This window comes from Singulisphaera sp. GP187, assembly GCF_900129635.1.
In the GTDB taxonomy this organism is placed as follows: Bacteria; Planctomycetota; Planctomycetia; order Isosphaerales; family Isosphaeraceae; genus Singulisphaera.
This window is the reverse complement of the sequence record NZ_FSRB01000001.1, coordinates 2733562-2757700: the sequence shown is the minus strand read 5'-3', so window position 1 is coordinate 2757700 and position 24139 is coordinate 2733562. Positions and strand designations below refer to the sequence as shown.

The 24139-nt window shown below is 62.9% G+C and carries 17 protein-coding genes; 9 read left to right on the top strand and 8 right to left on the bottom strand.

The genetic code is table 11. From position 1 onward, the window contains the following. Positions 1-40: 40 nt before the first annotated feature. Entirely contained in the window at positions 41-1105 is a 1065-nt protein-coding gene (locus BUS42_RS10765; protein WP_074306911.1) for a DUF1559 domain-containing protein, read from the bottom strand. 60 nt (positions 1106-1165) lie between these two features. Then, on the bottom strand, positions 1166-1378 hold the full coding sequence (locus tag BUS42_RS42660) for a hypothetical protein (protein ID WP_143206289.1): 213 nt from the start codon (positions 1376-1378) through the stop codon (positions 1166-1168). 1070 nt (positions 1379-2448) lie between these two features. Between BUS42_RS42660 and BUS42_RS10760 the strand changes: the two genes are divergently transcribed. Both BUS42_RS10760 and BUS42_RS10755 read left to right on the top strand, forming a co-directional pair. Next, the gene (locus BUS42_RS10760) at positions 2449-3813 is read left to right on the top strand and encodes an IS701 family transposase (protein WP_074304624.1); all 1365 of its coding nucleotides are present in this window, start codon (positions 2449-2451) and stop codon (positions 3811-3813) included. Between the two features lie 168 nt (positions 3814-3981). After that, the gene (locus tag BUS42_RS10755; protein ID WP_074305915.1) at positions 3982-4809 is read left to right on the top strand and encodes an IS5 family transposase; all 828 of its coding nucleotides are present in this window, start codon (positions 3982-3984) and stop codon (positions 4807-4809) included. Positions 4810-5654: 845 nt separating this feature from the next. On the opposite strand, the gene BUS42_RS44325 is transcribed toward BUS42_RS10755, so the two are convergent. From BUS42_RS44325 to rfaE2, 3 genes are all read right to left on the bottom strand, one after another. Next, positions 5655-6773, bottom strand: a complete 1119-nt coding sequence (locus BUS42_RS44325) for a hypothetical protein (protein WP_074306910.1) — start codon at positions 6771-6773, stop codon at positions 5655-5657. Further along, positions 6773-9136: a hypothetical protein gene (locus BUS42_RS42645; RefSeq protein WP_143206287.1), complete on the bottom strand. Its 2364-nt coding sequence runs from the start codon at positions 9134-9136 to the stop codon at positions 6773-6775. Before BUS42_RS42645 ends, BUS42_RS44325 begins: the two co-directional genes overlap by 1 nt. Before the next feature lie 191 nt (positions 9137-9327). Next, positions 9328-10884, bottom strand: coding sequence for a D-glycero-beta-D-manno-heptose 1-phosphate adenylyltransferase (rfaE2, locus tag BUS42_RS10735; protein ID WP_074310954.1), 1557 nt, complete (start codon positions 10882-10884; stop codon positions 9328-9330). Between the two features lie 279 nt (positions 10885-11163). Here rfaE2 and BUS42_RS10730 point away from each other — a divergent pair, with 279 nt between their 5' ends. After that, positions 11164-11397, top strand: coding sequence for a hypothetical protein (locus BUS42_RS10730; protein WP_074306907.1), 234 nt, complete (start codon positions 11164-11166; stop codon positions 11395-11397). A gap of 86 nt (positions 11398-11483) precedes the next feature. Continuing rightward, a complete protein-coding gene (locus BUS42_RS10725; RefSeq protein WP_074306906.1) occupies positions 11484-12506 on the top strand; it encodes a Nal1-like putative serine protease in 1023 nt (340 codons plus the stop codon). 702 nt (positions 12507-13208) lie between these two features. Here the strand turns inward: BUS42_RS10725 and BUS42_RS46135 are convergent. The 3 genes from BUS42_RS46135 to BUS42_RS10710 form a co-directional block, all read right to left on the bottom strand. Then, the gene (locus BUS42_RS46135; protein ID WP_074306905.1) at positions 13209-15047 is read right to left on the bottom strand and encodes a tetratricopeptide repeat protein; all 1839 of its coding nucleotides are present in this window, start codon (positions 15045-15047) and stop codon (positions 13209-13211) included. 68 nt (positions 15048-15115) lie between these two features. Beyond that, a complete protein-coding gene (locus BUS42_RS10715) occupies positions 15116-16060 on the bottom strand; it encodes a YybH family protein (RefSeq protein ID WP_074306904.1) in 945 nt (314 codons plus the stop codon). A gap of 183 nt (positions 16061-16243) precedes the next feature. Continuing rightward, positions 16244-17143: a polyphosphate kinase 2 family protein gene (locus BUS42_RS10710; protein WP_074306903.1), complete on the bottom strand. Its 900-nt coding sequence runs from the start codon at positions 17141-17143 to the stop codon at positions 16244-16246. A gap of 893 nt (positions 17144-18036) precedes the next feature. Between BUS42_RS10710 and BUS42_RS10705 the strand changes: the two genes are divergently transcribed. From BUS42_RS10705 to BUS42_RS10685, 5 genes are all read left to right on the top strand, one after another. After that, positions 18037-18588 (top strand): hypothetical protein, encoded by a 552-nt coding sequence (locus tag BUS42_RS10705; RefSeq protein ID WP_074310952.1) that lies wholly within the window; start codon positions 18037-18039, stop codon positions 18586-18588. A gap of 19 nt (positions 18589-18607) precedes the next feature. After that, a complete protein-coding gene (locus tag BUS42_RS10700) occupies positions 18608-19945 on the top strand; it encodes a Dyp-type peroxidase (protein WP_074306902.1) in 1338 nt (445 codons plus the stop codon). 27 nt (positions 19946-19972) lie between these two features. Continuing rightward, entirely contained in the window at positions 19973-20992 is a 1020-nt protein-coding gene (locus BUS42_RS10695) for a hypothetical protein (protein WP_074306901.1), read from the top strand. Between the two features lie 922 nt (positions 20993-21914). Then, a complete protein-coding gene (locus tag BUS42_RS46130; protein WP_074306900.1) occupies positions 21915-22367 on the top strand; it encodes a hypothetical protein in 453 nt (150 codons plus the stop codon). A 571-nt stretch (positions 22368-22938) separates the two neighbouring features. Beyond that, positions 22939-24051 (top strand): hypothetical protein, encoded by a 1113-nt coding sequence (locus tag BUS42_RS10685; protein ID WP_074306899.1) that lies wholly within the window; start codon positions 22939-22941, stop codon positions 24049-24051. The last annotated feature ends 88 nt before the right edge of the window (positions 24052-24139 follow it).

Below are 24139 nucleotides of genomic sequence, written 5' to 3'. Positions count from 1 at the left end.
GCCGATCTCACGGTCGCCAGCGATTGCCAGGCCTCCCGGTTCAGAACGCGTCGGCGCTGATCACCTCACCGCCCCGCCGTGTTGTCAGGGCCTGGAACACCCCCTGTGGGATCTTCGGGTCGAGCACGTACGCGGTGTTCTGTCCCCCTGAGACCACGGCCAGGACGGCGCCGGTTTGCGGGTTGACCGGCCACGAGTTGATCGAATCCTTGAGAAACCGTACCGAACCGTCGGTGAAGGCGACGTTGACCCCGCCGGGGTGCATGCTCGAGAACGAGTCGGTCAGGGCGTTGCTTGCGGAACCAGTCGACGTCGTCGTTGTGAGCTTTCGCAGGGGGTTGATCGGGTAGAGAGAGGTAATCAAGGCATCGCCGTAGTAGGCGTCGAACCACCAGTGCCATTCCTGACGCCCGATCAGGGGGAGGATCGAGTGCGCCCGCTCACCGACCAGAATGGTGTTGCTCGTGCCATCGGTGATCTCGGCGAGCTTGGTGGCGCTGTTGGTGTAGAAGATCCCGGTCGCGGCGGCGCGAAAGTCCGTGTTGGTATTCGGCGAGGCGGTTCCCCGGGTCCAGTTGAACCATAGTCCGGCGTTGGTGGCGTAGCTCGAAAAGAGGACCCTCACGTTCGTCGTGATGTCCTGGATCGAGCCGTGATAGTCCTGCACCCCGGCTTCCCCATCGCTGGGGCAGATTAATGCGCCAATACCGATCCGGTGGACGGTCAAATGACTTGCACGGTAGATGTTGCGTGAGAAGTTGACGGAGTTGTAGACCGCCTGCTGCTCCAGGAACGGCAAGGCCGCGACGAACGGACTGTGGTTGATGTTAATCAACGTGCTCCGGTCCGTGTAGACCATCGTCGGGGCACCCATTGGGAAGCAACTGTTGGTTCCCTCATAGTTATGCAATGCCAGCGCGAGTTGCTTGAGATTGTTGTTGCACTGCATGCGGCGGGCAGCCTCACGCGCCGCCTGAACCGCGGGGAGCAGCAGGCCAATCAAGACGGCGATGATCGCGATCACCACAAGAAGTTCGATCAACGTGAAGCCGCCGGGTTGTTGCGCGAGCCGGCTGGGACGGGAGCGGTCAACGGGGGGTCTCATGACTGCCTCCAGAGCTGGGGGGATTCGAATTCAATAAGGGTTGGGCGGATTTGGCACCTGTTAGCGGTTCTGGGATGTCTGTGCGGGTGAGGTGTCGTCGAAGCGTTTCTTGGCCAAGTCCTGAGCGGATGACTCCGGACCGCTGCCAGCAGTGGCCGGGTTGGTGGCCGCCTCGTTCGAGCCGCAGCCCAAGAATGTCATGCAGGCGAGCAGGAGTCCCAATAACACCATGACACCGGCTCGGGAAGACGAACGACATACGAACTTGCTCATTTTTACTCCTTTGGAGATGGCAAACCTCCCTGGCGGAAGGACGCGTCGCGGGCACCGGGAGAGACTCCCCGGGCAGGCTGATCTTCCCGTAGCGAGGGGAGCAACGCCGAGAGGCCGACTGGAAGCGGAGATGAGTCCTGTCAAGGCTTGCCGTGGGGAGACGGCTGGCTGGAGTTGAGATGCGCTCGGAATCGAGATAACTTTACCCATTGCGCTGGGGATAAGCAAGAGATTGCATTCAGCGTTTATGGCCGTGGTTTGAAGGCCTTGTCGATCACTGGCATTTCTTTTCGCCGATCCCTGTTGGGAGCTGGTCATTTGTCTGCGAAGGTGAGCGGCTGGGCCAGCAAACCCGGTTCATCGTCGGGGCAAGTCGTCTGCGCCAAGAAATCGAACGAAATCACGGAAATACCTGTTTCATTTGAGGTTGATGAGGTTCCCAAAGAACCATCAGGACGATTGAGCCGATCAAGAAGAGCGGAGTGGGTGATGATCGGGCGTTGAATCGCGATATTTGTGGAATGAAAAGCGTTGAAATCGAGGATCGGTAATAGCTCGCTGGGATCAGGCCAAGGAAATGAGCTAAGGCATGGGCATGCAGAGATGCAAAGTGATGTTTAAATGTAGGTGTTTTCAGCGGTTCATGGGTTATTGAAGGTTGCCCCTGACTGGTCGGGTGTGCCGCCCGCATGCTCTCAGCGACCCTCGGTCAACCTCGCATCGAAGTTCGTTCGTTGGAGTGGGTGGCCCTGATCAATGGTCGGGTCCAACTTGCCTTGTCGTCAGCCCCCTTAGGTCGCTCGCCGTGGAAACAACGGGCCTGGTGCGAGTCGGGCTTGGCGGCCCCGACTAGGGACTTGTCGCCCGCCGCGCACTGAACTTCGAAGTGGCCCTGCTCGGCGACGTGGGCGGCCACCGCCTTAGTTCAAGTTTCGCACTTTTCCCAAATGTCAAATTCCGACTTGTAGATTCAATAGGGCTCCAAAAAAAACGTCGGCGTCTCTGTCAGTTTTTGGCAAATTGTTTGGGCCTTACACCGAACAATTTCCCCTGACACAGGACGCCGACCCATGGAACTTACACCCTCCTTCCTCCTCTTGCTACAGCAATTCACACCCGTCTTCACCAATCCCTCCTTCCACACCTTCACCTTGATCGCCTCCGGCTGGATCCTCTCGAATCGCCACCGCTATATTACCGAACTCATCTTCTCCAGCGGCCAGGTTGGCATCGGACATTGGTCACGCTTCCATCGCTTCTTCAGCCATGCCGCTTGGGACCTCGATCACTTCTCGATGTCCCTGGCCAAGCTTGTCGTCTCCATCCTCGCACCGGGCGCCACTTTTTACTGGGCCGTCGACGACACCCTCTGCCGAAAACGCGGACTCACCCTCTACGGCGCCGGCATGCACTACGACCCACTCATCTCCAGTCGAGCCAAAGCTCTCGTCAGTTGGGGACACGACTGGGTCGTCCTCTGCCTGATCGTCGTCCACCCGTTCTGGGCACCGACCAAAGTCTTTGCCTTGCCCATCGCCATGCGGCTCTATGTCAACCGCCAAGGCTTAACCAAGGGCAAAAAGAACCAGAAAAAGAAAAAGGCAAAGCCCGATCCCAATCATCGCACCCGCCCCGAACTCGCGATGGAATTGATCCACTTGGCGGCGGACTGGTTCCCCGACGACGAGATCGTCATCACCGGCGACAGCGCCTATGGGGGCCAGAGCATCCTCGGCCAACTTCCGCCCACGGTCCATCTCATTAGCCATGTCCATCCCAAGGGGGCCCTCTATGAGCCAGCGCCTCCCAAGGAGGAGAAATCCAAAGGGGCGCCCCGCAAGAAAGGCCAGCGCCTCCCCGGCATGAAGGAGTGGGCCGAGGATGCGAATCAACCCTGGACCCCACACGACTTTGACCAGTTCGGGCTCCATGCCAGCTTGGCGGTCAAGACGATCCAGGCCCTCTACTACAAGGCCGGCAAGGACCGACTCCTGACGATCGTCTTGGTGCGTGACCTCCAGGGGAAACGTCCCGATCAGATGTTCTACTGCACCAAGCTCGATTGGACCGTCCCGCAGATTCTCTCGGCCTACTCGTACCGTTGGGCAATCGAATGTACTTTTGAAAATACCAAGCAACTTCTCGGCCTCGAGGATCCCGCCAATCGCCTCCCCAAGGCCATCGAGCGAACCGCGCCGATGGCGTTGTTTCTCTACAGCTTGGTGGTGGTTTGGTTCCACCAGACCGGTCATCGATTTCTTCGTTTTCCGGTCCGCCCGTGGTATCCGAAGAAGCAAGAGGCCTCGTTTGCCGACCTGCTGACGACCTTGAGGCGGGTCAGCTATGAGGAGAAAACCGAGGGAGCGCTATCCAACCGGTATGACCTAAAAGCCTGGATTGCGCAGCTCACCGAGTTTCTCAGCCGCGCGGGCTGAGCCGACATCGGCCGGAGATTTCGGCCCTCACTCGCACTTGATCAAGGGGTCGCCGGGGTCGATAACAGGCCTCGGGCCGCTCCCGATCCGTCCCTGTTTATGCGAAACTTGAACTTAGAGACTGTCCCATAAGGGGAACAAACGAGCACTGAGCGACGTAGAAGTGGTATGAGAACCCACCATTACCCCAGCGACGTCACCGACGAGCAGTGGGCCTTGATCGAGCCGCATCTCCCGCCTGCGCCCCTCGGCGGACGGCCTCGTAAGACCGACCTGCGGGACGTCGTCGATGCCATCTTCTACATCCTCCGCACCGGTTGCCAGTGGCGATACCTCCCTGTGGACTTCCCGCCCAAGAGCACCGTCTGGCGGTATTTCAATGAGTGGCGGCACGATGGAACTTTCGACAAAATCCACGACCTACTTCGTCGTAAAGTCCGCACGGTAGAGAAGCCTTACCACCCCCGCACCTCGGCGAGTGTCGACAGCCAGTCGGTCGACACCACCTCCGGTGGCGAGGAGCGGGGCCGCGACAACGCCAAGAACGTCGATGGTCGGAAACGCCACATTGTGGTGGACAGTATGGGTTTGCTGCTGGCCGTTCTGGTGACGGCCGCCGATGTCGACGACGCCAAGGGGGCGACCGAACTGTTCACTCGGCTGGACGGCCAACCGATGAGCAAAGTCGTACGGATGTACGCCGACTCGAAGTATCATAACTTCGATCTCTACGCTTGGGTCCAGGAGCACGAGCAATGGGAATTGACCATCGTGCGACGTCCCAAGGATGCCAAGGGTTGGGTGCTCCTGCCAATTCGCTGGACGGTCGAGCGGACGTTCGCGTGGCTCGGCCGATGTCGACGCTTGAGCAAGGACCGTGAAAAGAGCGTCCTGTCGTCGGAGTCGTTTGTCAAATTGGCCATGATCCAATTGATGCTCAATCGACTCAAGCCCTCGACAGCGGACGCCGAGTTCCACTACCGAAAATCGGCCTAACCCTGCTTATGGGACAGTCTCTTAGCCACCAGTAGCGAGATCCAGGCATGCCGCTTGAAGTGTGTGCTCCGAACCGGAAACCGGTTGAGGCCCAAACGAGAGACGAACGTGGTGGCGTGGGCGTGGAGGTAAGGTGGTCAGCCGCTTGGTCACCACTATCATCATCACTGCAAGCGACCTGTTGGGGGATCTCGATGGGGTGGCCGGGACCCCGCGGTGACAGGCCCAACTCACTCTGGCGGCGGATTGAGATAGTGAGTTTAATCAGGTCGCGGAGCGGGGGGAAGGAAGCGGCGAACGGCGTGGTCGGATGAGCCACGGACTGAGCCTCGTGCGGGTTGCAAGACACGTGGCTTCCAGTCTTTGCAAACGAATCGTGGTCCAGACCATGTGCATCGGCGAATCTTCAGAAGGCCTCAATGGGTGATTCGTCTTCGCGCAGCCTCAAGGCCTCAAGGCCTCAAGCGGCCCTGCGCGAGACCGAATCATCAAGCAATAAGTTTGGGCCAAGGCGTTCGCGCACAGGTATCGAGTACGGAAGCGCGTTGCACCCGGACCTTGCTTCCTCGTTCCCAGGGCTTGTGTCTCTGGCCACCTACGGTCGCTCCCTCAAGATGAAGAGGAGTGACGAATCTGGGGATCGGCAGGTCTTCGGATGTGAATGGATGTGAGGGCCAGGACGCTCGCGCTGGGTCAGGCGATACGGACGGTAAGGGTTGGCGAACCCGCGGCGGCAACACGTCGAGTCGATGGATCGTTGGCGGGCTCCGTACCGGAGTCCGCGTTATCGACGTGCCGCCGCTGCGTTTGCATGTTCGGGGGCTTATGTTCTGAGATGCGGTGGACTACTGGCCCGCGGAGACGGATCCGGCCGGACTCCCACGGATCGCCATGCCTTCGGGTAAGGGCCGAGCGGCCACCGTGTAGCCGCGGGAGTGGAGGTCGTCACGGAGCTTGCGGTAGAGGGCGAAACCGTCGGGATAGACCCACATCGTGATCGTGGCCCGCGACGGGGTCAGGCGATTGATGGTGAGGGCATACTGCGAGATGGGCTGGCGGGTTCGCTCGTAGGTTTCGCCGCGTCCCTCGAACTCAGGGACGATCTCCCAGCCGCGAAGGTCGAAGTTGAGGCCGTGCCGTTCCATCAACTCCTCGATACCGTTGGGCATGGCTCGCCCGAGGACGTACTCGAGTGAGAATGCGCCTACGGGTCCGACCCTCGAGTCCACGACCCGCGAACTCTCGGACAAGCGGATCCGGAGTTGGGCGTCGGCCTTGACGAGTTCCATGAGCCGATCGAGGTCGATGAAGGCCACCCGGTCGCGGCGGACCTCAAAATGATATTCGTTGCCTCCGCTCGGCTTGGCAACCGGATTCTTCTCGATCAACGACTTCGCTTTGGGACGGGGAGCCTGGGCCACCTTCCCCAACTCTGCTTTCAGGCGGTCACGCTCGGCCTGGAGGAATCCGCCTCGAGCGGTGACGCTGGCGAGCTGGGCACTCGGATCGCGGACTCGGAGCGCTAGCTTCCGGTTTTTCGAAGCCTCGAGGGCGGCCTGGGTGGTGGCCTCGGCAAGACGCTTTGCCGCGTCCTCCGCGCGGGCCTCGGCGCGAGCCCGGTCGCGGCTCGTGGCGTCGATCTGCTCCTCCGCGCGGGCCACCGCCGCTCGATCCAGCGGCTTCGATGCGGGGACAGGCGCGGGAGCGGCGACAGGGGCCGGTTTTGGCTTTGGCTTTGGCTTTGGCTTGGGGGCTGCCACTTGCGCCGGGGGAGGAGCGATGGCGGTCGCGACCGCAACCGAGGCCTCGATTCGCGCCGGCGGGGCCGCCGGCTTGGTTCCGGTTCGGACGAGGACCAGAAGCATGATGACCGTGCCCAATAGGCCGACGAGGTTGACCATGATCCCGCGATAGGACTCGGTCTCGACCACCACTCTCTCGTTGCTCTTCGTGCGGTCTCCCATCAGAACCGCTCCCTTGGCAAGAAGTCGAGCACCCGGGTATCGGCCACCTGGAGGATGGTCGGCCACTGAATGCCGGAGATGACCGTCACGCGGCGGGCGTCGCGGTAGGTTTCGCCGCCGCCGGGTTCGACCAGGAACCGGATCGTGGGCTTGGGTCGAATCATCGGGTCCACCTGTTGACGGAGCCGGACGATCGTCTTCAACGACGTGGTGAAGATCGGCTCCTTCCCTTTGAGCGCTTTAAGCGAGACGGTGTATCCGCCCGGATGAATGACCACCCCAGTCGGTCCGCAGGCGACGACGATTTCCATCGGCACCTCGATCCTCAATGGGGCGCGGGAGCCCGGCGAGGGCTCGCCCGCTCCCTGGGAGCGGCCGCCGGCCACTCCTCCCGACGACCCGCTTGTGGCCGTTCCGGACGCGGTCCCTGACCCGGACGAGCCGGACGAGGACCCGCCGCTTTGGCCGCCACTCTGGCCACCGCCTGGCCGTTGTCCCGCGCCTTGCCCGCCGCCCTGTCCTCCGCCTTGGTGGTCGGCGAAACCCGATGCGTTCTCGCTCTCCTCGGGCGGAGCGCCCGGTTCTCCCGGCAAGAGGCCGCGCGGGCGAAACGGTGCCCCTTCACCGGGTTGCCGACCCATCAACGAGACACCATCCAGCTTCGAGACGTCGTCCGGATGGGGCGGGGCCGACGCGGTCCGTTCCCCTTGCCCAACAGTTCCTCCCGGGGTGGGCACATTCACTCCGAATGGGAGCTCCGACTGGGGACCCGTATTGTTCGCGCCGGTCCGTCCGGATCCGGCGAACGATCCCGCCGTGTTTTCCGCCTGGGGACCGTTGTTGTTCGAGCGAGAACGTCTGGACCCGGCGAACGATCCGGTCGGGCTTTCCGCCTGGGGACCACCGGTATGGTTCGAGCCAGCCCGTCCGGAGCCATCGAAGGATCCCGAGGGAGCGCCTGGGCTGCCACGATCAACCGGCCCCCCCGTCGCCGGCATCATGCCCGGTCGATCGATCGAACCGCCGAGTGGCGGCAGCATTCCTGGAGTGGCCGCCGATCCTGCCGCTTGGTTTCGCGCCTGTCCGATCCCGCGTCCAAACTCGCCGGCGCGGTCGGGGTCGGCGAACCCTCGGCTTCGAGAAGAAGAGGATGTTCCCCGATCGCCGGGCATACCGAGGTCGCCGAGTGAGACGCCGGAGCCCGAGAGACGACCCCCGCCCGAGGTTCGTCGGCCGCCTCCTTCCGACGGGACCCCGTCCCCTTCACTCGAGCCGGCGGAACCGGTCGGCCAGCGGTAATCATCGATGTTGTGCCCCTGCCTGCCCCCTTCACCCGAACCCGATCGAGACGAGGAGCGTGCCCCCGAGTTTCCGGCCATGGCGAGTGCGGGGAATGGGCTCAGCTTGGGCGATCCATCCCACTCGTCCGGATGATCGAGGTTCGGATAGTCAATCTCCATGTCTTGATCGACAAGCTCGTAACCGAATGCGATTCCCAGCGATTCGAGGCGGGCGCGAGCATCGTAGAAGGGGCGGATGCCATCGGGGCGGACGACGAAGAAGATGTAAGGGACGGTTGGGGCCCCGTCGGGACCGGTCACGCCCTGGATCCGGGTGAGTTCGCGAACGACCGCGATCAAGAGCGGGCTGGAGCGGGCGCCGAGCAGTGCGGAGAGATCGAGCAGGTTGAAGGTTGGTCCTCCCGGCTGGATCGTGGCGTTGCCGTTGTGGCACTCGATCACGATCGGCCGCCGCCAGGTGCCGTTTGGTGCTCGGTTGGGGAGTACCGCATAGCTGGACCGGGTTTGCGCCTTCATCAAGGCGGCCTTGGAGGAATCGAGCTCTTGGGCGAGGACGTCACGCTCCATCGCCAGTGCGTCGGCTTCCTGCTCGAGGGAGCGAACCCGACCGGCGATCGAGTCGATCTGGCCGCGAATCAGTTGCTCGCGACGCTTCCAGCGCTGCGATTCCGCCAACGCCGCCTTGATCGAACGTTCGAGGGCCTCCGCCTTGCGATCGGCGGCCTGGGCCGCGAGCAATTGCTTGGCCTCTTCGGCACCCAATCGGGCCAGGGCGGTTCGGGTCGGATCTTCCAGCGGAGCTGCCGGCAGTGCAATTGGCACCGGTGCCGGCGTTGGCTCCGGCTCCGGCTCGGGTGGCGCGGGCGACGGCGGAACCAGGACCGGAGATCGGATGGTTGTGTTCGCGGCCAGTGGAGGCGCCGCATGGGTCGGCGCTCTTTTCCTCAGGCTCGTTGCACGGCGGTGCATCGAGATGATGAGGAACGATGTGCCGGCCAGGCTAGCCAGGATCAGGCACACCGGGAGTAGCTCGGACCCAATCCTCAGGCGAGGGCGAGTCATCAGAACTGGCCTCCCGTACCCCTTTTTTGTTCTCCAGGGTCCCCGGCTGGGCTAACCCGGAGCTGACTTCGGGTCCAGAGCTCCGTCTGGACCCGCAGCGCATCCTGCGCAAGCAGTAGGATTGATCGGCTCGACAGGCCGCGCGGCTTGAACGAGTCGTCAACGATGAGCGCTGGTCGCCCCGCTCCGGATCAGGACGACGCGGGATGAACCACGCCGCTGGGCCGAATTGCGGGGGAGGGGGGAGTCTTCTCGGGGGGGTGGGAAACGACTGTGCGATCGGCCACCCGATGGATGATCCGAGTCGTGGAATGTCCTTGAACGAGGGGGATCAGAACGAGTGTTCCTCCCGCCGCCTCAACTTCTGCCCGGCCAACCACCTGGTCGGGGCGGTAGTCACCCCCTTTGACGAGCACGTCGGGCTGGATCGCCTCGATCAAGGCGAGCGGGGTATCCTCGTCGAACACCACCACGGCATCCACGCATTCGAGTGCGGCCAGCAGCTCGGCCCGGGCGTCCTCGGGGTTGATCGGCCGTTCTTGGCCCTTCAGCCGGCGCACGCTTGCGTCGGAATTGATCCCGACCACGAGGAAATCGCCCAGCGTGGCCGCCTCTCTGAGCAAGCGGGCATGGCCGATGTGGAGCAAGTCGAAGCAGCCGTTCGTGAAGACGACCCGCTGCCCGGCCTGTCGCCGCCTGCGAACGTCGGCTACGAGCGATTCGAGTCCGAGCCGCTTATCTCCCTCGGCGCGATGGTGATCGATCAGGTCCCCCAGGATCTCTTCGCGGGAGAGCAGGGCGACCCCAATCTTCTCGACCTCGAGTCCTCCGGCCACGTTACCGAGCGCGGCCGCTTCATCGTAGTCGGCCCGGCTGGCGAGGCAGAGTCCGACGACCGAGAGGACCATGTCCCCCGCGCCGGTGATATCGTAGACCTGGCGGGGGCGGGTGGGCACGATTTCCGAGCGTCCGTCCGCGCGAACCAGGGCCATCCCGTCCCGGTCGAGGGTGACGAGCACCGCCTCCATATCGAGCGTTTCCACCAGTCGCCGGCCCACCTCAATCGCGTCCTCGGGGCTGGTGATCGTCATCCCGGTGGCGAGCTGCGCCTCGAGGCGGTTCGGGGTCATGCAGTGGACCCAGTGGTATTTCGAATAATCCGACGAGCGGATCGGGTCGGCGATCACGCGGACCCCGAGGCTCCGGCAGGCTGCGATCAGCCTGCGAAGCAAGGAGGGCGTACAGACCCCTTTGTCGTAATCGGAGATCAGGACGATGTCGGAATTCTTGACGGCTTCCGGAATACTGGTGTCGAGCGCGGCTTCGATTGACGGGGGGATCGGGTCGCGGGTCTCGTAGTCGACCCGGATCATCTGCTGGGGATGCCGATCCTGGGCCCGCCCGATATAGCGTTCCTTGAGGGTCGTCGGTCGGTCGTCGAGCTCGAGGACCAGCCGATCGTCGATCCCGCGGTCGGCGAGCAGCCGTCGGACCAAGCTGGCCTCAAGGTCACGTCCGACCACCCCCATCAAGCAGACGTCGGCCCCGAGTGCGCTGAGCATGGTCGCCACGCTGGCCGCGCCGCCGAGTCTGTGCTCGCGGTAGTCCGCACGGAGCAGGGGGACGGGCGCTTCCTGGCTGATGCGTTCGGCATCGCCCCAGATATAACGGTCGAGGATCAGGTCGCCGACGACGAGGATACGCGGGTGGCCGAGCGTTTCGACTCGCCTGATCAGATCAAACGCCATCGCGTGGTCCTCCATGACCGTCGCTTTCCGTTTCCGTCTCGGGCATCCCGCTCGCACGTGCCGAAGCGCGTTGCCAATCCCTTTGCGGCAAGGCGGGTGCCGTCAGCCCACAGCGTATCGCGCCCGAGAATCGCGTCAAGCCGGCTTTCACCAAGGCGATGCGGCCGATGCGGCCGCGGCCGATCTCCGGCGATCCCTCGCACCCCGAGGGTGAAGTTCTAAGATGACGTCAGGCGGAGGAATCGTTAGAATTGATTTTATGAAAAGGAGGGATTTGCCATGGACACGCAGCAATTGCTCCGTTGGGTCGATCAGCCGGAGACCCACCAGAAGGTCGTCGGCGAATACGAGGGGAGCTATGCCCTGGGGGTGACGAGTGATCCGCCCGCCTTCCTCTTGCGGGTGGAGCCGAAGGATATTGGCCGATTCCCCAAAAGCGTGACGCTGGATGGGGTGAATGTGCCGGTGATCGTGCACGGCGGCTTTGTCCAGCCTCGCCATTTAAAGGGTTGAGCACGGGGGTGACCTCTGGATTCGACACTCGGTAAGAGATATACCAGGTCCTCGTTCTGTTACAACCACGAACGAGGACTCGCGAAATGGGTGTGCCTTTTCACGTCTGCAAGGAATCGCTCGATCTGGCCGTGGATGACCTGTTCGATGCCGATCCCCAGATCCAGGCTGTAGGAATCGCACGGCACGAGAACGCCTTCGGATTCAAAGCCGTTAAGAACACCGCCAAGATTGTCGCCAACGCGGCGGCGAGTCACGCCAAAAGGATACCCAAGACCATAAAAAAGGTCCCGGTAGTCATCGATAGCGTGACGTCGGATATCGAACCACACCTGATGACGCCGCATCCTCTGGCGGCGAGCTTCATCCCGGAACAGCAACAGCACCGCCCGCTCGCTTGCGGCCTCCAGGTCCAGAATGTCGATGACGACGATCGTCAACGTCAGGCGGGGGCCTTGGGGCAAAACTTGATCATTATAGGAACTTTGGGCTGCTTTGTTCGACGCGTCAGCGGGCAAGTCGCGGTTTTGTCAAACAATCATGTGCTGGCCGGTGAAAATCGAGGGCAGAAGGGAACGGACAGGATTCTCCAACCGGGCAACCTGACGTTCGCCGCCAATCAACATATCGCGACCCTGACCGATTTCGTCGTCCTTCAACCGAGCCCCGCTAACGCTCGGCCGGCGAAGGGAAACGTGGTATATAACTCTGTGGATGCGGCGGTTGCCGATGTGGAGCAATCGATCCCGTTTACGCAGGCCTTCCTGCCGACCCGTTCTCTACCGGGACCGCACGGGACCGCTTCGCCGAAGGTGGGAGACCGTGTGTTCAAGGTAGGGCGCACCACCGGTTTGACCCATGGCACGATCACGGCAGTTGGCATTGTGGTCGGACCGATCGCCTACGACCCTGGAAATTGCTGGTTTAACCAGCAATTCGAAATTGTCGGCGATAACGGCATCCTCTTCTCCGACCACGGCGATTCCGGCTCCGTGATCGTGAGCACCACCGGCGAAGTGATCGGGCTGCTCTACGCGGGTAACGGAACGCAAACCTATGCCTGTCCTATCGACAAGGTCCTGATTGATTTGAATTGCTCGCTGGTTTGATTCACTCCGCTGAGAGAAGAGCATCGGTCTGGTTCGCCCGCCGCGATTGAGGGGCAGAAAAGCCATGCGCCTGAAGTCCTCCGGGCGTGCGTTTTTGTTTTTGCAGTCCCGAAGCGACTGTGTTGAATACCGGGGTTCTCGTTCTTGAACGGTCTTCGGCGACGGAAACCCCCGGTTTTCAACACGATCGCTTTGGGTTCTGAGAACCTCATCGGGGCGACCGTTCATCGCCCGTGATGCAAGTCCCTGGAATTCATGAGAGATGGTGAATTGGGTTTGGTTTATGAAAATATGCGTGCTGCAGCTGACCTCCCGGGAACTTCTCGGGGCTGGCTTGGAACATCCCGAAGGGACTGGATTTAAACAAGCGACTCCGCGGTGTGTTCAGAATTGGCGTCTCGGATAGCATGATCGGTGCGCCATCCGACGATAAATGATTGTAGGCTCGTGTCCTGAGTGAGAACTCCGCCGTCGGATGGAATGGTCGGCGCTGGTTCCACGGGTTTTCCACGGCGGGTAGGAGTCAGAAGTTGCCCTCATGGTCCCGGACGGATCCACCACTGGGATAACCTGTCCGCGAAGAGCGTCAACGATTGTTTCGGTGCTGTGACCATCGCTCGCTCTTTCTTTGATGGATCCATTTGTCAAGTTCAGGGTCGGAAGCCTCCTGTCCTGGGCGACGTGGGCCGTAGGCTGCAGGGATCAGCGGGTAAAGGTTAGCCCTGGGTCTCCCGCCCCGGTCCCGACCATGCGGAAGTTCCACTTGTCGTCGGCCTGCCACGCGATGCGACCGACCAGGGCTCCCCCCTCCCCCGACTGTGCGAGCGTAAGCACGTTGTCACCCAGTGTCCACTTACCGGCAAGCGGGTGAGATTTGCCCTTGGAGTCCACCGTCCAGGTGAAATCCCCGTCGTCCGCGACGTTCAGCCGGATGGTCGTGTCATTGTTCGGTCGCGCGGTCCAGTTGCCGGGCAGCCTGCCTGGCTTGACCGGGGTCTCCGCCGTTGTCGTGGGAGGCGTCGGCGCCGACATGCCGGGCTTCGTGCCGGGCTTGGAGAACTGCCGGACGAGCTGTGCGGAGAGCGTGTCCTGGGGCGCCAAGGCCACGACCTCCTTGAGCCGGGCCACGGCGGCGTCGATGTGCCCCTGGGTCAGGTAGTGATAGGCCAGGACGAACTGACCGGCCGTCGAGGTTGTGTTGGTTCTGACGAAGGTCTCCAGGGCGCGGAGCTGCGCCGTGTAGACGTCGATGCTCGGGTAGAGGCCGGCCATGGTCGTCCAGTCCCAGCCGGGGCCGACGGCCAGGACCGCGTAGAGCGGCCCCGCGGCGAGGTCATACTTCCCGACCGCGAACAGGACCAGGGCCCGGAACTCGTGGAGGGTCGCGTCGTTCGGGAGGACCTTCAGCGCCTCGTCGGTCAGCCGCAGTGCGCCGGCGTAGTCGCCGGAGCGGAACGCCTCGCGGGCGGCGTCGAACTTGGCGACGGCGGGGTCGGCAACCTGCGCGGGGGGCGGGGCCGTCTGGGTGTCGATCGGCTGGCTGTAGTCGTAGGCCAGTGCGGGGACGCTGACGGTCTGAGGTTCGCCGCCGGCGACCGTCTGCTCGATGACGATCGGCTGCGCGATGGCGGTTTCCGTGTAGTAGGGGTTCCCGTAGCTGGCATAGCCCCAGTCGTAGAACGACGAGCCGAGGGCCCAGGCGGTTACGCCGACCGCGGCGCCGGCGGCGAACCGGCCCCAACCCCAGGAGTTGTTGTCGTGGTAGCCGTGCCAGTAACCGTTGGCCCATCCCTGATGGTATCCCCAGTAGGCGCCCCGCCAGTTGTTGTAGGCGGGCGGTCGGACCCCGTAGCCCGGGTCGACACCCATTCCAGCCAGGTTGTCCTGGCGGATTCCCCCGACGTTGACATCGCCCCGATTGATCGTGTTGCCGCTGCCGACGATCGGGCGGTTATCGATGCCCGGGCGGTTCCCGATGCCGCCGATCCCACCGGGGCGGTTATCGATGCCCGGGCGGTTCCCGATGCCGCCGACCCCACCGGGGCGGTTATCGATGCCCGGGCGGTTCCCGATGCCGCCGATCCCACCGGGGCGGTTATCGATGCCCGGGCGGTTCCCGATGCCGCCGACCCCACCGGGGCGGTTGTCGATGCCCGGGCGGTTCCCGATGCCGCCGATCCCACCGGGGCGGTTATCGATGCCCGGTCGGTTTCCGAGCTGTGGGCCTCCAGGTCGGCCGCCGCCGACCTGCGGGCCTCCAGGCCGGCCGCCGCCGACCTGCGGGCCTCCAGGCCGGCCTACGCCAGGCGACGGACGTGGGGTTGGCCTCGGGGCGCTAACGGCAGGGCTGCGGCTGAAGCCACCCCCACCGCGCGGCATCCCCCCGCCAAAACCGCCTCCGCCTCCGCCGCCGCGAAATCCTCCACCCCCGCCGCCGCGGCCACCTCCTCCACGTCCTCCGCGGGCGAAGACCACCGGGAGACTGGATGCGAGCAGGAGCATGATGATAATCAGGAATCCTCGACCGACTCGGGATGCCATGGGCCACCTCCGGGGAGATCGTGTCGTGTCTCGGTGACTCGGACGTACGGACGAAGTTGCATGTTTACTTACTTGCCGGGGTTCGGCGGACGGCGGACTACGGTGAAGCGGTCCGTGTCGGGGATCACCTCTCCGCCGATCGTCCGGTCGAACGTCTCCCAGAGGAGCCGGTCCTTGCCGAGGATGGTGATCGCGGTCGTGGCCGAGACGGCCTGCCCGTCCGAACGCACACCCGTCACCTTGATGACCCAGCGGTCGCCGTCGCGTGACATCAGCCCCTCGGCGAACCCGCCCCTGTCGTCGAAGACCCACGTGCGGAACTGCCTGCGCTGGGCGTCCCAACCGATGCGCTGGGTGCCGCTCAGGGCGATGCGCCCCTCGATCTTGATGTCGAAGTCGCGGAGCAGGAAGTTGCCGTCCTTCGACCACGTGCAAGTGGTCTGAACGACCGCGTCATCGCTCTCGTTGACCCACTCGCCGAGCATCCACTCGAGCTCCAGGAGTTGGTCGTGTGGGTCCTCGTCGGGGGGCTCGTCGCGGATCCGCGCGTGGAGCCAGCGGCCGCCCTGGCGGGCGTAGATCACGCTGTACCGGTTGGTGACCGGCGGTGCGTCGGCCCCGGTCGACAGCGACGCCGTGCCCTCCTCGATCGCGAGGTCCGTCCCGAGGAATCGCAGCGAGTCGGAGTCGAAGGTGAGCTCGTCGCCCTTGCTCTGCTCGAAGATGCCTGCGAACCGCTTGACGATCGCGTCGCGTCCCCGCGTGACGGTGCCGTCCCCGTCCTCGATTTCGGCGTCCGCGGTGAAAAGCGCACCGAAGGCCTTCGCGTCCTTCTCGTTGTAAGCCTGGATGAACGAGGCGAGCAGGTCGCCAATCGCACGGACGTCGGCCTCCCTCTCCTGGGGGGCCGCATCAGGCGATGCCGGCGCCGGGGCCGGCCGGTCCTGGGCCGCGACCAGGCCCAGCGTTGCCGAGAGTGCCAAGACCACCAAGAACGTCGCATACGCTTTCATGGTTGATGACTCCAGCGGGTCGGTCTGCGCTGTCAGCGACGGTGACGATGCATGAGCCCGAACGATTCGCGGTCCGGGGTCGGGTTGCGAAAGGAGCGGAACACTGCGGTCTCTTGTAAGCGAGCATCGCGAAGAACGTTCGTTCGGTCGGTCATCTCAAGGCATCATTTGCTTGAAACTAAACTATTCAGAAGTGAGCTGACGTCTCGCCTCGGCCAGTTGCTCCCGCTTTTCGTTGGTCACCTCGGGATACTTCAGGTCCAGCGATCGGATCGTGGTCGTGACGACGTCGGCGACGATGGCCCGGGTGACCCACTTGTGGTCGGCCGGGACGACGTACCACGGGGCCCATTTGGTGCTGGTCGCCGCCAGGCAGTCCGAATACGCCCGCATGTACTGACCCCAATGGGCCCGCTCGGCCAGGTCGGACGCGGAGAACTTCCAGTGCTTGTCCGGGCGGTCGAGCCGCTCGAGGAACCGCCGCTTCTGCTCCTCCTTCGACACGTTCAGGAAAAATTTGAGCACGACCGTCCCATTACGGACCAAGTGCCGCTCGAAGGCATTGATGTCCTTGTAGCGTTGGCTCCAGAACTTCGCGCCAAACGACTTGGCGGAAAGGTGCTGGGCCGTCAACAACTCGGGGTGGACCTTCACGACGAGGACGTCCTCGTAGTAGGACCGATTGAAGATCCCGATCCGCCCGCGCTCGGGCAGGCACTTCATGTAGCGCCAGAGGAAGGTGTGATCCAGTTCCTCGGCCGACGGCTTCTTGAAGCTGAACACCTGGCAGCCCTGGGGATTGACCCCGGACATGACGTGCTTGATCGTCCCGTCCTTGCCGGCCGCGTCCATCGCCTGGAGGACGATCAGCACCGCATACCGGTCGTCGGCGTACAGCAGGTCCTGCGCCTGATTCAGGTCCGCGAGGTTCTGGTCGAGGGTCTGCCGGGCCCGCTCCTTCAGGGCCTCTTTGCCGAGCTCCTCCATCTCCTCGCTCTGGGCCCATCCGGGGTTGTGATCCTTGAGCCGGACGGTCGAGCCGGCAGGCACGCGAAACAGGTCGATGATGTCTTTTCGAATCACGGGCGGCCTCCATGGAGGACCTCCCCGACGCGACGGAATGGGTCACCAACCGGGGTCAGGTCCGCGTCGACGAGAATCTCCACCTCGCTTGGTTCTAGAACGCGATCACCCGAGTGGAGCAGTCCAACAACTGGGCGGTGTCGGCCCGTTGAAAACACCAAGAGACGAGTTGGTCCCCCCCCGAGGGGTGCTGGCCTTGGCCGCCCTGGCAGCCGCTCGCCGCGATGGCGAGCTCAGTGCGTAGCAGCGCAATCGTACGATACCGGAGCGACCGATGCCAGATCCGAGGCAGAATGCCGTGTGACCGCGAAATCAGCGCACCAACCGGCGAGCGACAGGGGAAAAATGGATACGAGGAGGGCCTGGCAGAAATCGAAAAATTTTCGTATCTTATTGATTTACAGGCATGGACTTTATTGATTTTACGGATCCGTTAAGGCCGCGTTCTACTGTCAGTAACGTTGCACCGGGCGAGTTGGCTGGACAGGGGCATTCGGCCCGACTCCAATACGAGTTCAGGAGACCCGAGCAAGGTCGCCGATTGCGAAGTCAAGGCCCATCTGGGTGCACGGGAAGGCCAGCCATCCATCTTGTGGGCCATTTTTCTCGAATCCAGGCCGCCGGCACGAGTTGTTGCGACCGGCGTGGAACGATGTGGGGAACGTCTTCATCGTCACGCTCGTTCTGGGTGTGATCGTCAATATCAATACATATTTGTGTATTTTGGTTTCTTCTCGAGGCAACGATTCTGGCTCTCCTCCCGTTTGTAATCGTTCGTGGCCTTGTCACCCGCCTCGCACGACGACAATCGGCCGTGAGCTGTGCCGATGGACGACCCAGAAATCAAGCAACACTGGGCGAAGTCCCGCGATAAGAAAGGCAGGAAGGCTGACATGCAGCACGACTGGGCGAAGCCCGCCGCCAAGGCAATCCCGAAGGACGGCTTCTTCGAGGAGGAACAGGGACGATACGGCCCGATCTTCCCCAAGACTCCCGCGTGCTATGGCTTCACGATCATCGCGAAGATCAAGCCCGGCACGGAGCAGACCATTCGCGATTATGGAAAGAAGATCGAGGAGACCATCGCGGGTCTGCCCGACGCCCTCGAGGTGCTCAAGCTGCACTACCTGCGCTGGGTGCTCTTCGACATCGGTACGGAGACATACTTCATGTATCAGGGCATCTTCGACACCGACTTCGATAAGTACACCGAGGATGCCGTGGCCCTCTTCTCGATATACGGCATCAACACGATCTTCGAGAACCTCGAAGGGTTCCCCGAAGATTGGAAGTCGAACCCTGCGGCTTTCGTCAAATTCGTCCGAGAGCACCAATGCCCGAGCTTCCTCGAATACGCGGAGTATCCCTACGTGAGCGCCGACGAGATCAAGAAGGCGCTCAAGCTCAAGGCGGCGTTCTCCACGATGCTCGACCAGATGCAGTAATCCACCAGGACGATGCACCATGCTGGAGTTTGACGACATTCAGCACATCCTGCTCACCCGTGCGCCGGCGCTCGCGGCACGTTATGAGTTTCTGTCTTTTCACAACCCCTCTGCTGGGAGGAAGTGGCTCGCCGGAATCCTGCCGACGGTGCAGTCGACCGCCGAAGCTCGCTCCTCGGTCGAGGAGGACAAGCGTTGGGTGACCGTGGCCTTCACCTGGAACGGTTTGCGGGGGCTGGGGTTGGATGCGGCATCGCTGGACTCGTTCCCCGACGAGTTCAAGCAGGGCATGGTTGCCCGGGCAGAGATCCTCGGCGACACGGGCGCGAATCACCCCGATAATTGGGTGGGACGTCTGGCCAGCCCGGACCTCCACGCCATCGTCATCCTCTTCGCCCGCGATCGCACGGAACGCGAGCGTTGCCAGTCAGAGCACCAAGCACTCATCGCGCGATGTGAGGCGGTGGAAGTGCTCTCGTCGCTCGACCTCGAAGCCACCCCGCCGTTTGACTACGCGCACGACCACTTCGGTTACCGTGACCGGCTCTCGCAACCGGTCATCGAGGGGTCGGGCGAGGAACCGATGCCCGGCTCGGGCGGGCCACTGAAGGCGGGCGAATTCATTCTCGGCTATGCCGACGAGGACGGGAACGTAGCCAGCCAACCTCAGCCGGAAACCCTTCGCCGTAACGGCAGCTACATGGCCTACCGCCGCCTGCAAGAGCACGTGGGAGCGTTTCGAGATTTCCTACGCCGGAACGCCCAGACCCCGGAGGAACAGGAACTGGTCGCCGCCAAGCTCATGGGCCGCTGGCGAAGCGGCGCCCCGCTCGTGTTGGCGCCGGACAAGGACGATCCTGCCCTCGGGGCTGATCCGCAGCGGAACAACGACTTCAACTTCAAGGAATCGGACCCTCACGGGTACGCCGTGCCGCTGGGGGCGCACATACGCCGCATGAACCCGCGCGACACGGCCGCAAACATGAACCGGCGGCGTCTGATTCGACGCGGCGCCACCTATGGGCCGCATCTGCCGGAAGATGCACCGGAGGATGGCCAGGAGCGGGGGATCGCGGCCTTCGTGATCTGCGGGAGCCTGATCCGCCAGTTCGAGTTTGCGCAAAACGTGTGGGCCAATGACAAGAACTTCCACGAACTCGCCAATGAACGCGATCCGATCATCGGCAACCAGGACGGCACGCTGGAATTCAAGATCCCCAAGCGACCGATCCGGAAGAAAATCACCGGGCTACCGGCCTTTACCAACGTCCGAGGCGGGGCTTATTTCTTCCTGCCTGGCCTCAACGCGCTTCGAGACCTCGCGGCGCTGTCCGATGTCCGCCCGAATCCGCACTGAAAACTTGAGCTGTGGAAGGACTTGGGAATGGGAGCGACGAACCAAACCGGTCGAACTTATAACCAGAACCACGTGCCGCGGCCGTACACGCCAGGTCGACGACGTTTCAGCATCTACTGGACCTGGAGCTATCCGTGGGAAGCAAACCGGGATCCGACCGACCTGGACAATCGATTCTCGACCATGACCGAGGTTCGCCGGGTCGCCTGGCCGAGCTTCGAGGGGGCCGAGTGGGATAAGATGAACTTCCTTCAGGGGATCGCTGGTACCCTGGAGTTATTCCACCGCTCCACTCTCGCGTTCCAGCAGATCGTGGGGGAGACGACCGATCATCCCGTGGCTGTTTACCAACGCATCGACCAGGCAGGGTACAAGCTCCCGATCGATGAAAGAGTGCTTGCGGACACGGATACGTTGATGGTTTTCGGCCTCGACCACCTCGTCTCCGAGCAGGAAGCCGAGCAGGGGGAAATCGACGCCATCCGAGAGTGGCTCGATCGGGAAGGCACGTGCCTGCTCCTGGCACCACATCACGATGTCGGCTTTACCAGCGACATGCAGCAGCGCCAGATGGAGTACAAGCATCACGGCGACGAGCTCGTGCCGCGCCAGCAGCGCTTCGGCCAGTACACGCGGTCGCTGATGAAAGGACTCGAAGTGCCCGTACTCAATCAGTTCGGGCTCCGGCCTGCCGTCGTGCAGGGAACCGATCAGATTGCGCCTCTTAGCATCAACCAGGATCTCGACACGCTGGGTTTGCTGAATGGAGTGGCCACGTTCAACTTCCATTTGCATCTGCCGCACTATGCGCTGACCACCGAGGATCCGAAGTCCATTCATGTTCTGGCCAGGCAGCCCATCGACCTATCCCGGCCGCATCCATTCACCGCTGCGGGGAATCGAGAGTTTAATTCGTTCATCTGGATGCCGCCGACAGGTACACGCGGCGGCGATATCCTGCTCGCCGACTCGACAATCTTCACCACCTTATTCGGAGGTACGGAGAGCCTAGAGCATTTTTGGCGGAACATGGCGAAGTTGCGTTGAAGATATCCTTCGTAAACTGACGCCGCATGAGAAGCGACTGCTCATTGAGCGGAAAAACGATGCGAAAGCCGGCACCCTGTTTGCAATCGCCTTCCTCATGCCGGGTGATCATCTTCGGCGGCAAGTGGGCAATCGCCGGAACGCGCTTGGTTGCAAGGAGTGACAAGTCGGTCGGGGAAGCTCACCCAATGATCGTAGCTGGATAGCGAGTACTTAGAGAGCCGGGGCGGCTTCAGCGGAAATGATCGTCCCCGAAAGAAGGACGGTAACATGGATCATCTCAAATAAAATCGGTAATGAACAATGATTATGCTGTTACGGCGAGCGGCTCTCTAGCTCTGACGTGCCTCCATGGAGGTAACCACTGATGATATTAGCCTTGTCGCGTCCCCAGCCGCCATCGGCGGGCGGAGTGCGTAAACCAGCCCGGGGCCCACTTAATTAGTGGTGGGGAGGACGCCGCGCCCACCCCACCCGGCCGAGCCTGGGCCGACGGGTCGCCCCGGGCTCGGCCGCGGTACGGCGAGTTTGACGCGGTGATGTCGGCGCCCTCCCGACTGGGGGCCCCACGAAGCTAGCCGTGATCCGGGCCCTTGTCATCGGCATCCCCCTTCGGGCCCTATCTTGATTCTCCGCTTCATGAAAGGGTGGTGGGCGGAACCGTAGCCTGGCTTAAGCCGCCGAGCCCCAGGGGACCGTTCCCCCCCCCGAGACTCTCGATGCTGGCAACGAATCACAAGAATCGTGAAATCTGATGGGTTTACGACTTGTAAAGGTTGTGGATTTTTTGTCTGGTGAGATTGCCTACATACCAAAAGTGGGGCGCGTCGACTAGACGCGCGAGGGGCAGACGCGACGTCGCGCTGCACCGCGAACGTGCCGATTCATCGTGAACGCACCGAGTCCCAAGGGAGAACTGACCATGACACGCAACTTGAAGTTGAGTCTGCTGGTCGCCTTGATGCTGGTCGTCTCGTGGGCGACGACGTCGGAGGCGTGCCACTGGCGTAGGGCCAACGCGACCGCCACGTACGGCTATGCGGGGTCGGGCTACGTGGGTACGACGGGCTACTACGGTGCCGGGGGCGGCTACGGCATGGCTGGCGGGGGTTACTACGACGTCGGGTATGCCGGCGGCACGGCCGGCTATCCCGCCGGGTATGCCGGCGGCACGGCCGGATATCCCGGCGCGTACGGGTACGACCGGCCCGGCTACGGCTTGGGTGGTATCGGCGGGCCGGCGTCCGGGCTGGGCGTACAGCCCGGTCTGGGCTTTGGCGCACCGGGTATGGGCGGGGGCGGTATCGGCGGGCCGGCGTCCGGATTGGGGGTGCGGCCCGGCCTGGGCGTCGGCGGCTTGGGTCGGGGACGCTGACCGTCCATAGGTTCTCCGTTCACCGTGCGGGGGCACGCGGTCTGGACCTACGGGTAAACGCGGGACGGTGTCGGCGGCGGCTCGCTGACGGCCGCCGCGACCGGTGAGCCGTTTCGCATGTCGACTGATGCGGCCGGGCATCACTCAGGTGACGGCCCGGCCATCCGTTCCAGTCGAGACGATGACATTAAGTGTTGGTTACGCAGGAAACGTGATATTGGAATGGGTGTGCAATGCCTCACGGCCGTTAGACCGTGAGGAAACTCGGTTGTTCGGTTTGTCAGAAATCGTTGCTTTACCTCCACCAGAATCTCTGGGTAGCGGCAGGGGGACGTTGATACAACCCGGCGACAACATCGAGCGCTGGCCGTCCTAAACCCAGAAATGGATCATGATTCCACCGCCTTAAGCGAATTTGGTCGAAGTCGGAACTGGTTCTCGTCGATGAATAAAGCGTTCATCGGATCGCACCAATACCGCCGTGAAAGACGTCGGGGCAGGGCCGGCTTGCGATCATCCCGCCTTTTCGAAGGACCGGGATGATCGTTGCCTATACTTCAGGAGTTCAGCAATGGCAGGAAGCCAGGCGCTCCGTCTGCAAGGCGCCGCGTTCGCGGCCGCGTTCGCCTTCTCTCTCGTGACCTTCACAAATCCCGCGCGGGCGCAATACTCGTCCAAGCCTTTCGCGACGCCCGCGCAGCGGTTCGCAGATATCGGCGAGACCGAAGCGTCACCGGTGGCGCTGTCCGATCCGACGGCCGTCCCCCGACCCTCGTACTACCCCGGTGTGGCACCGGCAGCATCCCGGGTCGAGATGGGCCTCTTCGACACGATGACCGAGTCGATCTTCGGCAAGCCTGACCCGAACACCTGGCGGCCCTTGCCGCTCTCGACGCTTTTCAGCGAGGGTTGGAACGAGGCCTGGGTACCGTCGCCCAACGGTTCCGGCGGCGCGCCCCGGCAGGGCTGGATCAACGCCGCGGACGGCAACCTTTACCGACTCTCGTTCTTCACGTTCGCTCAGGGGTTCAACCGAGGCTCGAAAGGCGACGGCTACCTCGGCGCCTACACGATCTTCGCTCCGTTGAGCCGTCGTCTGGACCTGATCATCAACGTCCCGTTCGTGCTCCGCAACAACGCCGTCACCGGCTTGCCCGTCATCGCCCCGAACCGGCCGGGGGCGGCGACGCCCCAGAGCCACACGGGGTTCGGCGATCTCTCGTTCACTCCCCGCGTGTTACTGCACGAGACAAAAGACTTCTCGCTCACGGGTGAACTGGCGATATTGACCCCGACCGGCACCCGGCCCCTCGCGGGAAAAACGACCGTTCTGACCCCGTCCGTCGGTTTCTGGAACAACTTCGCCGGCGGCTGGGTGCTCCGGGGCGGGCTCGGTCTCGCGGTCCCGATGGATGGTAGCGGGGATAACCTGATCAGCCAGCTCGCCATCGGTCAGACCTTGACCGAGCATGATGTGCCCTGGTTCGGCGACTTCACCTACTACCTCTCGGTGGTGGCGAACACCCCCCTTGCCGACGGTGACCGGACGAGCGTGACGCTGACCCCCGGGCTGCGCACTCACGTGGGCAACGACTGGTATTTCCTGGCCGGCTTGCCCACGCCGGTGACCCATGATCGCGTCGCCGACCTCGGCATGATCTTCTGGTTCATGAAGGCCTGGTGAGCCGAGTCGCAACCTATCGCACGCCGCCCGTCATGACGCTGCAGAGCGTGGCGAGTTGCGGGCGCATAGGCTCTGACGCCTGCCCCGT